The organism is Erwinia oleae, from assembly GCF_000770305.1.
Taxonomy (GTDB): Bacteria; Pseudomonadota; Gammaproteobacteria; order Enterobacterales; family Enterobacteriaceae; genus Erwinia; species Erwinia oleae.
Window position 1 is genome coordinate 1 of record NZ_JNVB01000087.1, and the last position, 14,464, is coordinate 14,464.

15 protein-coding genes and 1 pseudogene are annotated in these 14,464 nt (G+C 55.0%); 9 read left to right on the top strand and 7 right to left on the bottom strand.

Translation table 11 applies throughout. The annotated features are described in order from the left end of the window. Positions 1-194 (top strand): IS3 family transposase (locus tag GS12_RS20045; RefSeq protein WP_034950160.1); only part of this gene is annotated, 194 nt, incomplete at its 5' end. A 215-nt stretch (positions 195-409) separates the two neighbouring features. Here the strand turns inward: GS12_RS20045 and GS12_RS20050 are convergent. Both GS12_RS20050 and GS12_RS20055 read right to left on the bottom strand, forming a co-directional pair. Further along, positions 410-1,138, bottom strand: coding sequence for an SDR family NAD(P)-dependent oxidoreductase (locus tag GS12_RS20050; RefSeq protein ID WP_034950165.1), 729 nt, complete (start codon positions 1,136-1,138; stop codon positions 410-412). 2 nt (positions 1,139-1,140) lie between these two features. Further along, positions 1,141-1,587 (bottom strand): amidohydrolase family protein, encoded by a 447-nt coding sequence (locus tag GS12_RS20055; protein WP_072016930.1) that lies wholly within the window; start codon positions 1,585-1,587, stop codon positions 1,141-1,143. 104 nt (positions 1,588-1,691) lie between these two features. Here GS12_RS20055 and GS12_RS20060 point away from each other — a divergent pair, with 104 nt between their 5' ends. From GS12_RS20060 to GS12_RS20085, 6 genes are all read left to right on the top strand, one after another. Further along, positions 1,692-3,044, top strand: a complete 1,353-nt coding sequence (locus GS12_RS20060) for an ABC transporter substrate-binding protein (protein WP_034950193.1) — start codon at positions 1,692-1,694, stop codon at positions 3,042-3,044. A 77-nt stretch (positions 3,045-3,121) separates the two neighbouring features. After that, the gene (locus tag GS12_RS20065) at positions 3,122-4,045 is read left to right on the top strand and encodes a carbohydrate ABC transporter permease (protein ID WP_200884544.1); all 924 of its coding nucleotides are present in this window, start codon (positions 3,122-3,124) and stop codon (positions 4,043-4,045) included. 3 nt (positions 4,046-4,048) lie between these two features. Continuing rightward, on the top strand, positions 4,049-4,876 hold the full coding sequence (locus tag GS12_RS20070) for a carbohydrate ABC transporter permease (protein ID WP_034950167.1): 828 nt from the start codon (positions 4,049-4,051) through the stop codon (positions 4,874-4,876). Next, the gene (locus GS12_RS20075; RefSeq protein WP_052118541.1) at positions 4,873-5,811 is read left to right on the top strand and encodes an NAD-dependent epimerase/dehydratase family protein; all 939 of its coding nucleotides are present in this window, start codon (positions 4,873-4,875) and stop codon (positions 5,809-5,811) included. Before GS12_RS20070 ends, GS12_RS20075 begins: the two co-directional genes overlap by 4 nt. Further along, positions 5,811-6,740: an N-carbamoyl-D-amino-acid hydrolase gene (locus GS12_RS20080; protein WP_034950170.1), complete on the top strand. Its 930-nt coding sequence runs from the start codon at positions 5,811-5,813 to the stop codon at positions 6,738-6,740. The genes GS12_RS20075 and GS12_RS20080 overlap by 1 nt, the downstream gene beginning before the upstream one ends. Continuing rightward, on the top strand, positions 6,737-7,804 hold the full coding sequence (locus GS12_RS20085) for an ABC transporter ATP-binding protein (protein WP_034950174.1): 1,068 nt from the start codon (positions 6,737-6,739) through the stop codon (positions 7,802-7,804). The genes GS12_RS20080 and GS12_RS20085 overlap by 4 nt, the downstream gene beginning before the upstream one ends. 107 nt (positions 7,805-7,911) lie before the next feature. Here GS12_RS20085 and GS12_RS20090 read toward each other — a convergent pair whose 3' ends face one another. The 3 genes from GS12_RS20090 to GS12_RS24675 all read right to left on the bottom strand — a co-directional run bounded on the left by GS12_RS20090 (position 7,912) and on the right by GS12_RS24675 (position 10,307). After that, positions 7,912-8,538: a LysE family translocator gene (locus GS12_RS20090; RefSeq protein ID WP_034950177.1), complete on the bottom strand. Its 627-nt coding sequence runs from the start codon at positions 8,536-8,538 to the stop codon at positions 7,912-7,914. A gap of 242 nt (positions 8,539-8,780) precedes the next feature. After that, entirely contained in the window at positions 8,781-9,884 is a 1,104-nt protein-coding gene (locus GS12_RS20095) for a mannuronate-specific alginate lyase (protein ID WP_034950179.1), read from the bottom strand. A 273-nt stretch (positions 9,885-10,157) separates the two neighbouring features. Beyond that, a complete protein-coding gene (locus tag GS12_RS24675) occupies positions 10,158-10,307 on the bottom strand; it encodes a hypothetical protein (protein WP_160279925.1) in 150 nt (49 codons plus the stop codon). A gap of 54 nt (positions 10,308-10,361) precedes the next feature. Between GS12_RS24675 and GS12_RS25250 the strand changes: the two are divergent. Both GS12_RS25250 and GS12_RS20100 read left to right on the top strand, forming a co-directional pair. After that, positions 10,362-10,475 (top strand): annotated as a pseudogene (locus GS12_RS25250) (GNAT family N-acetyltransferase); the annotation flags it as partial. A gap of 95 nt (positions 10,476-10,570) precedes the next feature. Then, positions 10,571-10,954 carry an acyl-CoA thioesterase gene (locus GS12_RS20100; RefSeq protein ID WP_034950183.1) on the top strand — a complete coding sequence of 128 codons (384 nt, stop codon included), beginning with the start codon at positions 10,571-10,573 and terminating at the stop codon, positions 10,952-10,954. A gap of 260 nt (positions 10,955-11,214) precedes the next feature. On the opposite strand, the gene GS12_RS20105 is transcribed toward GS12_RS20100, so the two are convergent. After that, entirely contained in the window at positions 11,215-13,674 is a 2,460-nt protein-coding gene (locus GS12_RS20105) for a type III effector HrpK domain-containing protein (RefSeq protein WP_034950186.1), read from the bottom strand. Positions 13,675-14,133: 459 nt separating this feature from the next. Then, positions 14,134-14,464, bottom strand: a 331-nt coding sequence (locus GS12_RS20110) for an integrase core domain-containing protein (RefSeq protein ID WP_034950202.1), incomplete at its 5' end; no start/stop codon positions are given.

Below are 14,464 nucleotides of genomic sequence, written 5' to 3' on the forward strand. Positions count from 1 at the left end.
CAGAAAGCTTTTTCCAGTTGCTGAAGCGTGAACGGATAAAGAAAAAGATCTATGGAACGCGGGAAGAAGCCCGCAGCGATATTTTTGATTACATCGAAATGTTTTATAACAGTAAGCGTCGGCATGGTTCGAGTGATCAGATGCCACCGACGGAATATGAAAATCAATATTATCGACGGCTCAGAAGTGTCTAGATTATCCGTGGCGATTCAATTTCTTCACGAAAGTTTAGCACGACCCTTGAAGGACCAAAATCGCGCCTTCTGTCATCCGACTCTGTGAAGGTCCGCTTTGATTTCGAAAGATTCCGTCCTGCAGGCAGGGTCCCAATTATGTTGAAAGGCACTCGGACTGCGGAGCAAGTTGAACTCGTCGTCGGATGATCCAATCCTTGCTTCTAGAAAAGATATCACCACATCACGTCCCCACCATTTGGTGAAAGGCTCTGTCCGATCATAAAGGCGGCTTCATCGCTGGCAAGGTAAAGATAAGCTGAAGCGATTTCGTCGACGCTTCCGAGGCGTCTGATTGGCAGCTGGGATATTTTCCATTCCTTCCATGCCGGGTCGCTCGAGTGCCACATTTGGGTATCGGTCGGCCCGGGGCAGACGCAATTTACCGTTATGCCCTTCGCAGCGACTTCTTGGGCGAGCGAAACAGTGAGAGCAACGAGCGCAGCTTTGGACGCACAGTAAGCCGCTTGCCCGGGTGCAGGCTTATGAGCTAGCTGCGATGCTGTATTGATAATGCGGCCATAACCGCGCTCCAACATGTGGGGAAGCACGGCTTGGATGGCGTGCAGCGTGCCATAAATATTTACCTCAAAGACACGCCGCCATTCTTGCAGGGATACCTGTTGAAGTTCAGTGGCAGATGTGCCGGTCCCGGCATTGTTGATCAGGATGTCGATATGACCAAGTGTTTGCAATGCGCCGTCGACTGCATGTCTGACCGATTTTGCATCGGATACATCGCATACGATACGATCTAAGGATAAACCCTGCACAAGTTCGGACGGTTCGAAAAGGTCTGCCACGCAGATCCTCAAGCCGGACTGCTCAAACAGGTTTCCTACAGCTGCGCCGATTCCCGATTTCCCACCAAAGATGAGCGCTGTTCGTTGGCGGTTTGCTCGCACTATCAATGCTCCATCCGCGCGCGCGGCAGGAACCGCCCATAACCGGGATCGCCGCAATACTTGCTATTTTCGACGATAACTTTCCCCCGGAGCAGCACAGAAATCACTTTTCCTCGGACGTCTATCCCTTCATAGGCGGAATAATCCACAGCATGGTGCAGCTCGTCATTGCGGATCGTGCGTCGAGCGTTGGCGTCGAAGAGCACTAGGTCAGCATCGCAGCCGACTGCGATCGTACCCTTCCTAGGTGATAGTCCGAAAGTTCGCGCCGGTCTTGAGGCTACGAGGTCGACAAATTGCTCTATAGTGATGCGACCCTCAACCACACCTTGATAGAGCATAATGAAACGCTCTTCGATTCCTGGAAGACCATTGGGAATTTTTGTGAAGTCGCCGCGCCCACCCTGCTTCTGATCGTGAAAACGCGTCGAGGAATGGTCAGATGACACAGTTTCGAGAATGTTGTGGCGTAACGCCAGCCAGAGTGCTCGCTTCTATGATCGCCATACAGAACGGCATTCTGTATAGAGAACTTCAAAAAAAGGGGAATGAAATGTCGATCACGAGTAAATACATCGGTTCATCGTCCCGCCTCCGCGCCAGTGGGCGAACGGTCTGCGCTGCCGCGTTCTTGGCGCTAGGCCTCTCACATGCGGCTGCAGAAGAGATCACTATCGCTACGGTGAACAACCAGGACATGGTGATCATGCAGGAGCTCTCCTCCGACTGGGAGCAGAAGACTGGCAACTCCATCAATTGGCTTGTGCTGGAAGAAAACGTGCTACGCCAGCGGGTCACAACCGACATTTCAACCGATGGCGGCCAGTTCGACGTTATCACACTTGGCTCCTACGAGGCGCCGATCTGGGGGAAAAACGGCTGGCTATTCCCTGTCGATGATCTCGGTGCTGACTATGACTACGCCGATATCTTCGAGACTGTACGCAAGGGCCTCTCTACCGAAGGGAAGCTTTTTGCCCTGCCATTCTACGCTGAAAGCTCGATGACCTACTATCGCCGCGACCTGTTTGAAAAAGCCGGGATTACGATGCCCGAACAGCCGACTTATGCGCAAATCGCCGAATTCGCCGCTAAGGTCCACGACCCCGCCAAGAAGGTTTACGGCCTTTGCCTTCGCGGTAAGCCGGGCTCGGGCGAGAACATGGTGCCGATCATGACCTCGGTCAACACCCATGGTGGCAAGTGGTTCGACATGGAATGGACACCGCAGATCAACACCGAGGCCTGGCACAAGGCTGTAAATCTTTATGTCGACCTGCTCAAAAAATACGGGCCGCCGGGGGTGACATCCAACGGCTACAACGAGACGCGGGCGCTCTTCGCTGGTGGTAATTGCGGTATGTGGATTGATGCCACGGTCGCCGCGGGTTACCTCTTCGATCCGGCTGAAAGTAAAGTCGCTGCCACGGTCGGATTTACCAAGGCACCGATCGCTGATGTGCCAAACGGCGCCGCGCTGCAGTGGGCGTGGGCTCTCGCCATTCCCAAATCGTCGGGTAAGGCCGACGTTGCAAAAAGCTTTATGGCTTGGGCGACCTCGAAGGAATATAACCGGGCTGTGGGTGAGAAGAAGGGCTGGATAGTGATCCCGCCGGGTACTCGGCAGTCCACCTATGATCTTGCCGAGTACCAGAAGGTTGCGCCCTTCGCGAACTTCGTCAAGGACGCGATCCTGTCGGCCGACCCAACCAAACCCAGCAAGGATCCTGTACCATATACGGGCATAACCTATGCTTCGATACCGGAATACCAGAGCATCGGTACAGAGGTCGGCCAGCAGATTGCAGCCGCACTCACCGGCCAGCAAACAGTGGATCAAGCACTCGTGGCCGGTCAGTCCTTCACGGAAAAGACCATGGAACAGTCGGGCTACTTAAAGAAGTAGCAAACTTTTCCTCCCGGCGCTGCGCTCGGCCGATACTTCGTTCGGGCGCAGTTCCGGAGGGCACCGGAGAATCAGACGTGAATTCAACTTCATCAGCCCTTGAGCATGCTACCGCCCAGGTGGATTCTTCCGCCAAGGTTGTGAGCACCCGTCCTAAAGTCTATCTCGTCGCGCCTTCAGTCGCGGTGCTGTTGGTGTGGACGACGGTACCCACCATCATGACCCTGTGGTTCTCCTTCCAGCACTACAATCTGGTGAACACTGCTGGGCGAGAATTTGTCGGGCTCGACAACTACCTTTATTTTTTCAGTTCAAGCTCGCTGGCGATCGCGGCGCTGAATTCGATCTATGTCGTACTCGGCGTTATTGCCATAACGGTGACCCTCGGCATCGGTTTGGTTCTACTGCTTGACCGCGACTTTGTGGGGGCAAAAATTGCCCGCGTCCTGGCCATTTCGCCCTTCTTCGTAATGCCGACGGTTGCGGCGCTGATCTGGAAAAACCTACTTCTCGATCCGGTAAACGGATTGCTGGCAACCGTGCTGGGCCTCGTAGGGCTGCCGGCGGTGGATTGGTTCGGCACGTTGCCGATGTTTTCGATCATCGTTATCATTGCATGGCAGTGGATCGGCTTCTCGACCCTCATCCTGCTGACGGCCCTTCAATCGCTCGACCATGAGCTGAAGGAGGCCGCGGCGATGGATGGTGCCGGCGCCTTCGCAACATTCCGCTTCATCGTGCTGCCGCATCTCGCGCGGCCGATCGGCATTATCGTGATGATCGAGACGATCTTCCTGCTGTCGGTCTTCGCCGAAATCTTCGTGACCACATCGGGTGGCCCGGGTCTCGCATCGACCAATCTTTCGTTCCTGATTTATGTGCAGGCGCTGCTGCGCTTTGATGTCGGCCTGGCATCCGCGGGTGGCGTCATTTCGATCATACTGGCTAATGTCGTCGCCTATTTCCTGGCAAAGACAGTGTCTCGTTCTCTGGAGATTTGACCTATGGCAAAGCCCGGATCCTCATCCTCGACGGTCCTGAATTTCATCGCTGGCTGGGGCGCGGTGATCATTCTCATCTTCCCGATCATCTGGATGTTCCTGACCAGCTTCAAGACCGAGATCGACGCTCTGTCGCCGGAGGCATCACTGATCTTCCAACCGACGCTCGATAATTACCGAACGGTCCTGGCCCGATCAAATTACCTTACCTTCGCGCTAAACAGTGTCTACACGTCCGTCGCTGCGACACTGCTGGCGCTGCTGATCGGCTTTCCGGCCGCCTACAGCATGGCGTTCTTTCCAACAGCGAAGACGCGGCAGACGCTCCTCTGGCTTCTGTCTACGAAGATGATGCCACCCGTCGGCGTTCTTGTCCCAATCTACATTCTCTACCGAGACATGAGGCTCATCGACTCACATCTTGGCCTGATCCTGCTGTTCATGTTCGCAAACCTCCCGATCGTGGTGTGGATGCTCTTCTCCTTCTTCCGCGACATTCCCCGCGACATCCTCGAAGCCGCCCGCATCGACGGCGCCGGCCTCTGGGAGGAATTCCGATATGTCCTGATTCCGCTCTCCGGTCCGGCGCTCGCGTCCACGGCGCTGCTCTCGATCATCTTATGCTGGAACGAAGCGTTCTGGAGCATCAACCTCACAACGACCAAGGCGGCGACACTCGCGGCGTTCATCGCAACTTATTCGGCGCCGCAGGGCCTCTTCTGGGCCAAGCTGTCGGCGGCCGCGGTACTTGCGATCGCGCCCGTATTGATCATGGGCTGGGTCGGCCAGCGTCACCTTGTACGCGGTCTGACATTCGGAGCTGTGAAATGACCCCGATCAAACCGTGCGGGGAGAAGCTGAAGATATTGGTTACGGGGGCGGCAGGGCTGATCGGGAAAGCCGCTACGCGGGCGCTGCGCAATGAGGGCTTCCAGGTTTTGGCGACCGACCGCGCTGCCTCCGACCACTGCAAGGCACTGGATTTCACCGACAGCGCGGCAACCGATGCACTGGCCAGCAGCGCGATAGAGGCGATTGTTCACTGTGGGGCGATTTCAGGCCCGGCTGATGCAAGAGAAAACCCGCAGCTGATCGCACCCGTCAACGTCGGCGGCACCATGAACCTTCTGGAGCTTGGGCGGAAAGCTGGCATCCGCCGGATGATCTACTGCTCGTCGACGAGCGTCTATGGAGACATTGCCGGTGATGGTCCGGTCATCGAAGATGTCGTGCTGCGGCCCAAGAGCCTCTACGGCGCCTCTAAGGCCGCGGCCGAGCTGATCGTCACCGGTCATGGCCAACAGTTCGGCATAAGTACGGTCTCCTTGCGGATCAGCACGGTCTATGGCCCCGACCGCAGGCACTTCTGTGCCGTCCGCACCCTTTTGGATGCGGCTGTACGGGGCCATTGCGGGATACTGGAACACGGCCTCCACGACTTCAGGCAGTATGTGCATGTCGATGACGTGGCAGCGGCAATTGTTCTAGCGCTCAAGGCGGATCGACCCGCGCAATCGGCCTATACAATCACCGGGGGTGAACGCCGGGATCTCGGCAGCATCGCAGATCTGGTTGCTCGCCTCGTCCCGGGCTTCGATTACCGGATCGGCGAAAGTCCTGACCCCGGCGAAGATCGCCATCCGATATTTTCGATCGCCGCTGCCGCGAGCGATCTGGGGTTTCAACCCCGGATTTCCATGGAACATGGCATGGCGGAGCTTATGACCCACATTCGTTTTAACGGCAAAATTATGGAGCAAGAATAATGACGCGTGTCCTCAGAATAGCCGCAGCACAAATGGGGCCGGTTAATTCCGCTGAACCACGCCGTGCAACAGTGAGCCGCATGATGGGTCTGCTCGATCAAGCAGCCGATGACGGCTGCAATCTCGCGGTCTTTCCCGAGCTTGCGCTGACGACCTTCTTTCCCCGGACTTATCTCGCCGATCTTCATAAAGCGGACGATTTCTACGAGCACGACATGCCCAACGCGGATGTGCAGCCGCTCTTCGATCTGGCGCGCCGTAGACACATTGGCTTTAGCCTGGGCTATGCCGAAATCACGACTGAGGGCGGGGCCAAGCATCGATACAATTCACAGATTCTTGTGGACCGTGACGGCCTGGTCGCAGCTAAGTATCGTAAGGTGCATTTGCCAGGGCATGCCGATTACCGCCCTGACGATCCCTTTCAGAATTTGGAAAAGTACTATTTTGAAGTCGGCGATCTCGGCTTTCCGGTGGTCAATGCCTTCGATGGCCAGGTGGGAATGTGCATCTGCAACGACCGCAGGTGGCCGGAAACCTACAGGATGATGGGTTTGAAAGGCGTCGAGTTGATCGTGCTCGGATACACGACGCCGATCCATAATCCCCGAGCGGAACAGTCGCCGGAACTGCGCATGTTCCAGAGCCGATTGTGCATGCAGGCAGGCGCTTACCAGAACTCCACCTTCGTTGTCGGCGTAGCAAAGGCCGGTCGAGAGGATGGCGTCGACCTGATGGGCGGTTCCTGCATTATCCATCCGAACGGCCGCGTCATCGCCGAGACAAAGGGCGTCGACGACGAGATTGCAGTCGCGGACTGCGATCTGGACGATTGCCTGAACGGCAAGGCGGAAGAATTCAATTTTGAGCGCAACAGGCGTCCTGAACTCTATGACGGCCTGCTTGCATCCCACGGGAGCATTCGATGACAGCAGTCAGCATAGAAGGCCTGAACAAACATTTCGGCGCGATCCACACGCTCAGAAACGTCAATCTCCATGTCGAGGAAGGGGAGTTTGTCGCCCTGATCGGTCCATCGGGTTGTGGCAAATCTACGCTGCTGAGGATCGTTGCAGGGCTGGAAGGTTCCACCAGTGGCGCGATCAGAATTGGCTCGCGTGACGTCACACAGCTGCCGTCCAAGCAGCGCGATATCGCCATGGTTTTCCAGAGCTACGCGCTCTACCCGCATATGACGGTCGCGGAAAACCTTGGCTTCTGCCTTCGCATGCAAAAGCGTCCAGAAAGCGAGATCAAATCGAAAGTTCTGGAAGCCGCGCGAACCCTTCATCTTGAGGCACTGCTCGCGCGGCGGCCCAAGGAACTTTCAGGCGGTCAGCGCCAACGCGTAGCAATGGGACGTGCGATCGTTCGAGACCCACAGGTGTTTCTCTTCGACGAACCGCTTTCAAATCTTGATGCGAAACTCCGCGTGGTCATGCGGTCGGAAATCAAGGAAGTTCAGCAACGCCTGATGACGACGACAATCTATGTCACGCATGACCAGATCGAGGCCATGACTATGGCGGATCGGATCGTGATCATGGACAAGGGCGAGATCATCCAGATCGATACGCCCATGGAGCTTTACCGAAAGCCTAAGAACACCTTCGTCGCGGGCTTCATAGGATCTCCGCAGATGAATTTTATCGATGCCAGACGCGATGGGAACGGCGGCGTGTCGCTTGGCAAGCAGGCGACGTTTCGGGCGGAAGTTGACGTGCAGTCGAAAGCGGCAGAGTTCGTCGTCGGAATACGTCCCGAAGACTTGCTTCTCGACCAGGAAAACGGCCTGCGGGCCAAGGTGACGCTCGTTGAACCGACAGGTTCGCAGACCTATATCCATGCCTGCACCGAGGACGGCACCAGTCTCGTGACAATCGAAAACGGTGAACGAAAGATCCGATCCGGAGATTATATCCGGCTGAAGCCAGTGGTTCAAAACCTGCACTTCTTTGACCGGGAGTCAGGCGAGCGCCTGAGTATAGTCTGATCGCGGCAAACGCCGATCGCGATATTTTGAAGGTAAATGATCTTGTGGTAAGCGGGGATGGTGGAAAATCCGGCTTCAGGTGGCGCAGAAGCCAGATCGCGAAGAGCTCAGATCTTTTCCCAAATCAAACGCACACCGAATACCGCGAGAAGGGTCCCAATTGCCCGCTCGATCCACATAGCAAAGCGCTCATAGACCGTGCGCACTGGCCGAGTGGATAGTAAGAACGATGCTGCGCCATACCACACGATTTCGAGGAAAAATCCGCCGGCAAGGATTACCGCCTTGGCCCATAGCGCGGTTTCCATGGGAATGGCGACAGCGAAGAAGCTGACAAAAAAGGCGATGCCTTTGGGGTTTGAAAGCTCCACGATCAATCCCATGCGAAACCCGCGCGCCGCGCTGTTAATATTCCGACGCCTCTCACAATTAAGCGTCTTTGCGGTGCTGGTGAACCATGCCGATAGTCCAAGATAGATCAGGTAGCCGCCGCCGGCGATCTGAACGAACGTCACCAGCCATCCCACGCGGGTAATAATGAGGGCGAGGCCCGTCATAGATAGAACAGCATAGACCATCGCACCCACGGAAAACCCGAACGTGGCCCCCAACGCGGCAGACCGCGCGTCGGATGTCGCGAGGCGCGTTATTAGTGTAAAGTTCGGTCCAGGGCTAAGGACCACAGCCGCATAAATTGCCAATGCTCCAAAGATAGTTGTCAGTTCTTGAGACAAATTTTTACCTCCAAGTTGTTTGGATCCAGCAACTCATAGCGGGCGAAGGCGAAGAAGGCGCTGTTACGAAATTCCCGACTAAGTCCTATTTATGCTGCTAACTTTGACAACCGCTGCCGCCGCGGTACTCTCGCAAGGAGAAGAAACTACAGATAGTCGTTAAAGCAATCTCGAACCTGGCTTGTGTGCGACGTTGGCGCGGCGACAGAAGACGACGGCTGATTATCGTCACCCTTGCTATTTTACCGGCCGGCGAAAGTGGCAGTCATGTTGCCGCCCAGCCGAGTATTTTGCACCGGGCGCAATTGTGCAAGCTTTGCGGCTGCCACGCCAGTACACCGCACCGTCCAGCAATATGGTTCAAGCCAGGCGAGTATGGATTGCTCCCTATCGGGTTCGCCTGGGACCTGCATGGTGCCGGTCTTCGCCGCGAAAGGGCGAGGGTCGTCGTAGGCGGTAACTGCGCGTTCCGCCGCCCGATGCAGAGCGTCGTGGCCCTCCCCCGCCAGATCGAGATGGTTGGCCTTGCCGAAAGCGGCCATCATTGCGGCCGGCGTCACGGCATAAACCTGATAGTCTGCTGCGCGCGACTTTCGCTTTAGTTCGTTGGGCAAGAAGCCGTTGGCATCGACCTGCTGGGCAAAGATCGCATATATGTTCTTTGCCCAGTCAAATTGATCGCGGCGATTGGTGACGATGCTCGTCGCCATTACGCTCCATGCTGCCCAATAATAGTGATTGTTGATCTTCTCGCGCGAGCCATCAGTGTCCCACTCACGCGCGACCTGGTCGGCGATCATCCCGAGCCAGCCTTCTATCTTGGCGGCTTTCGAGGAGTGGATGAGAAGCGGCTGCGAGCGCGAAAACTTTAGACGCAGCCATGCGCCACTCAGGCTCGCTAGAGCCCATTTGCGTTCCGACTTGCCGGTGGGATTGACCGCCGGGCCGAGAAGCGCATTGGCGTCGGCCCAGGCACCATACCACCTGACCACACACTGTAGCGTTTGCGTCGAACCGCCGTCCATGTATCGCTCAACGAGCTCGGTAGCTCCCTTCTCCATGTCGCTGATGGTTTTGGTAAGCATCTTGTGTCGCTCGTCAGACGACACATTGAGAGTGTTGCGTGATTTTCCCGAACCTTCGTACTTGCTTGGGAAGTCCAGTGTTCCGGTAAACGGAATAGGTGACGGCGGGCATGATCGTACCGAGTGCCCGTTGTGCCGGACCTCATTGTAGTAGCCGGGCGGCGGCACTAAGCCACTCGAGTGTGCTGGCCTTGCGATGCCGCTCAGTGCGAGGACCAGAGCTGTCGCAGTGGCCGCAGGAAAATTTAGGTGTCTGCGCATCTTACTATTTTAGCCAAATGAAACCAGAGTGGAAAGCCCCGTCGCCACTCATCTTGTACGACGAGCGAGGTCATCAGCAAAAAGCTGAGCGAGATCACGATCGGGATGTTGATCGCGATGAGCAGCATGAGGCGCCGGTGAATGTCCCGCAGGAAGCGTCCGCTATAACCCGGTTGTCGCGACCCTTTGCGGGATTGATCACCACCCACGCACGGGCTTGTCGGGCGCCCGGACGATCGCAGCATTCGAACCAAGCCTCTGGCACCTCACGATCTACAGGATCACAATTTTTAACACGGCATGCGCCTGACGATCCTGCCATGCGGCAACCTTGGTATTGCCGGTATGGCACCGCACCGCACGGTCGGCGAGCCATTCAATCTCATGCTCGAACACCGTCATCGGTGCCGTCAAGGGAGACAATGGCTTCCAACCGAGACAGCTCAAACACTATCTAGGGAAGGTGTCGCCTAGTAGCGAAACGGCTACCGGCTGCAAATGACGCTGGAGCAGATGCCGCAGCATCATCGCCAGCATTACCTGGTCAAGCAGTTGGGATCGGCCAGTTGTGCGCTTTCCAGGAGTAATTAACAGCAGCATACGCGCCGTGCATGAGGATTCTGAGCACGGCCTTGCTGCAGAATAACCGTAAACCAGCCTGATAAGATAGGCTCTGAGGAAGAACGATGTTTTGCAAGCAATACACTGTTGACCCGAACCATGTTGATTTTCAGGGCGTCGTCGATGGTCTTTACTATCCCTTCTATCTGGAGTGGGCACGTCATGCTTATATGGCAGAAGCGCTCGGTCTGAATTTGGAAGAGGAATTTAAACAGGGCCGTATTCATATGCTGCTGGAGTATACCCTCCGTTTCAAAAAAAACCTGAAGGCAGGTGACGAGCTGGTGGTGACCTGTCAGCCGGTAAAAAACGAAAAACGCAGCCGGGTAAATTTTTTCCAGCAAATTCTGGTTAACGATGTGGTGTATGCCGAAGCAACCTTCACCGCCACCTGTTTAACCAATGGCCGTCCCGGTGTTCCTCCCAGCCTTGCGGCAGTCCTCGACTGATTTTTGCTATATGCAGGCGCATCAGCGCCTGTTTTCATATAATTGACAGATATCCCTTGATCAAACATCCACTTAATCCGGTAAGCAGTGTGGCTGTAGTTGCCAGACTGACTCTGGTGCAGATATGTATTGCGATTCTCAGGCTCTGCTCTTAAACCACTGGAAATATAATCAGGAAAGAAACCGTGCGCCACACAGATTTGCGTCAGGGTGAACTATGGCCCGGTGAAAGGGTTTCAGATCAGCTACGAACCGGCCGGTTAATGCGCTTTTGGAATACCAAATTGGTTCAGTACCGGATCAACGTTATGATCAAAGCGTTTCTGCTCTTTATGCTTGTTGACCGCGCTGACGATAGAACTGATGCCAAAGCCAATCGCGATCGCGCCATCAACAACCCAGCCCACCGGACCAGTGGCGGCACCGATGGTACTGGCTGCGGCCATCGCCGTGCCTTCTCCGGCGACCATACCAACCGCACGTCCGGCCGCCATACCTGCCATCCGGCCAAAGCTGGCAGTAGCTTCGCGGCCGGTGCTCTTCAGCGCGGTATCCACACCCAGTTTAGCCAGCTCGCTACTGCCATGAACGCCATCGTAGATCGCTTTCGCGGCTCCGGCTTTGTTGCCACTTGCCAGCATGCCTGATACCGAGAACAACCCGGCTACACCGGCTGCGCTGCTCATGCCGGTTTTCATTAGCCCTTTCATGCCAGTTACCGGACCCTCTTTATTCAGCGCTTTGTCCACCGAACTCAGCATCTCTTTACCGCTCATTTTTTTCACATCACCAGAGAGCAGACCCGCCTGCTTCAACGTTTTCAGCATATCTACTCCTCTCTTACCCACCTTCAGTGAATCCATCACCGCTTCGGTATAGCCATCCTGCTTCAGGTTAGTCACTTCTTTCGGCAGAACAGCTTCGTACAGCGATTTTTTCATATCGGAGAGCTGAAGGATCTGCCGGGCATCAGCATGTTTACCCTTGATGTTGTCTTTGACGTAACCACCCTGAGCAATCTGTTGTTGAAAAGAGGTGTTCAGTTGCTCGCTCAGAGCCGGTTGTCTGGCAACCACCTCTTTCGCCGTTGGCACGCCGTCGCCACGCAGTGAATGCTGCAAATTCAGTTCATCTGTCAGGCCCTGGAGTGCATCGCTGTAATCCGGCGCAGACTTTTTATCCTTCTGCCCCGCCTGTATGTGCTGCATGTCGTCGCTGAGGGTTTGGCCTGACGCCACTTCGCCATAACGCTGATCGAGCGCCTGACGCAGTCCCTTATCACCATTGATCAGCGCTTTACTCTGTGCTGGCACCGCCTTATTCAGATAGGTATTAACCGCCGGATCTTTTTGTAGCTGATCGATCTTGTCGTTCATTGCCTGTTCTGTTTTTGTGGTGTTGCGCAGGCTACGTCCGGCCTGCACCGTTTTCAGCGTCTGTTGCAACTTAACCATCACCGCCGCTTTTTCTGCACCACTGTATTTATCAGGGTGGTCAAGCAAATCCTTATTCAGACGGCCGGTGTCAACATTCGCAGTGGCATTAACCAATGCCACTTGATTGATCAACCTGGCAAAATCTCCCCCATTGGTGGGTGCCTGCTTTTTAATCCAGTCATCGATATTTTTATTGCTGAAGCGACTGTCAGGACCGTGCCCGGCCAGTTTCTTCCCTATGACACCGCCCTGGTCAAGCTCGGCAAGCAGTCCGGGAGAGGAGAAACTGTGGGCCGCCTGGCGCAGGGAACCGGCCAGCCCCGGATTCTGTTTCACCAGGTTGTTCAGATCGCCCGCCGACATATCCTTACCGACTTTACCATTTTCCAGTAACGCCACCCGCAATATTGGCTCGTTGGCACGCAACATCGCCGCCTCTGCCACCATCTGGCGGGAGCCTTCATCTGCGTTCGGATTCTTTTTCAGGTAGTCGGAAATGTTTTTATCCGCCGCGTCCTGCGCTTTATTCATCCGCGAAATAAAGCCTTTGTAATCATCTTTGGTAACTTTACCGTCAGGATTATCATTATGTTTGCCTGCATCAATGGCATTTTTCAGTGCCGGATTGGCATCGATATATGCCTGCGCCCGCTGCGCATCCGGGCCGCCGTCCAACACCATTTGCGCTGCTGCCATCGGACGATTTAGCTCTTTTTCCGCCTGCAATCGCTGATCGGCTGGCAGGTTGGCCACCATCGGTTCCCATTTTTTCAACCTATCCGGTGAGGAGAGCGGTGAATTATCAAGAAAATCCCCCGAAGGGTCAGCGCTGGTGACCTGGCCAGACGCCATGGCTCTCTCCCCTCTGCCAGGTGCAGGCGGAGCAGATATTGGCTGGGCTGGCGCTGCGGCCGTGGCTAATGGTGCCTCGTTGGTTATGCCTGCGGCGGACGTGCTGCCAGCAACAGCACCCACTGACGGATTGGCGGCACTGGCTGTCTGGTATGTTTTACCTGACGCTGCAGGATTAAAGCCCTGCAATGACGGCCTCAATGCGGCCGGCGCTTTAGCCGCCCCCCCCCGTTGCGCCACAACCGCCTCAAGAATAGATCGGATCATGCCGGCAACAGTTAACACAACCGCAACATCCTGTTGAATTTTTGGCATGTCTCCAAACTGAACATTCTGGCCCTCTTGCGTTTTAACCGCTGTTTGCTGCAAGGTTGATTCAGGCGAAATAGGTGAGTTCTGACTATATGATGACGGTGTTGATGAGACACGCATGCTGGACTTCCCCCAATAAAAAGGCCGTGTCGCTTACTACGGCGACAAAAATTCTTTACTGAGTTTGAGTTGCAGCATATAAGACCCGGTTCCCGAAAATAGGCATGGCTATTTTTTCCGGGGCTTTGTACTGTTTTCAATCCGAATTAAGGATTTAACAACCGCCCTGACAGCAGTATATTCTGCTTTCATGACAAATTTTCCTGATTCAAAAGATGGCTTCATTATAAACTGACCGATTCTATGCTGGCCGGCCAATAAGGATAATGTCCCTTTTACGGAAATCATCACAGAAAGCTTCTGTTTCCTGCGTCTAGGTACGAACGTCTACTCAAATCATAATTGGCCACGTAAGTCACCATGCATGAGTTAAATAATGAGTAGTGACTAATTGATTTTTGCCACCTGTCCAAACCACACTGGTAATCCTCCCATTTTTAACGGAGGTGATAAGTAGAATCAGGTCATGCGTTGAATATGCTGCATCGGCGTGTAGCCATTCAATGCCATATTCGGACGCTCGTGATTATAAAACCATTGCCAGCGTGTGGCATAGTCCTGCAATTCATCCAGCGAGGAAAACAGGTACTGCCCTAGCCAGTCATAGCGTACTGTACGATTATATCGCTCAATATAAGCGTTCTGCTGAGGTTTACCGGGCTGAATAAAACGCAGGGTTATATTCTGTCGGGCCGCCCATGACATCAGTATCCTGCCTGTATATTCTGGCCCGTTATCGCACCGGATAGCTGCTGGTTTTCCCTTCCATTCAATGAGCTGCTCCAGCGTT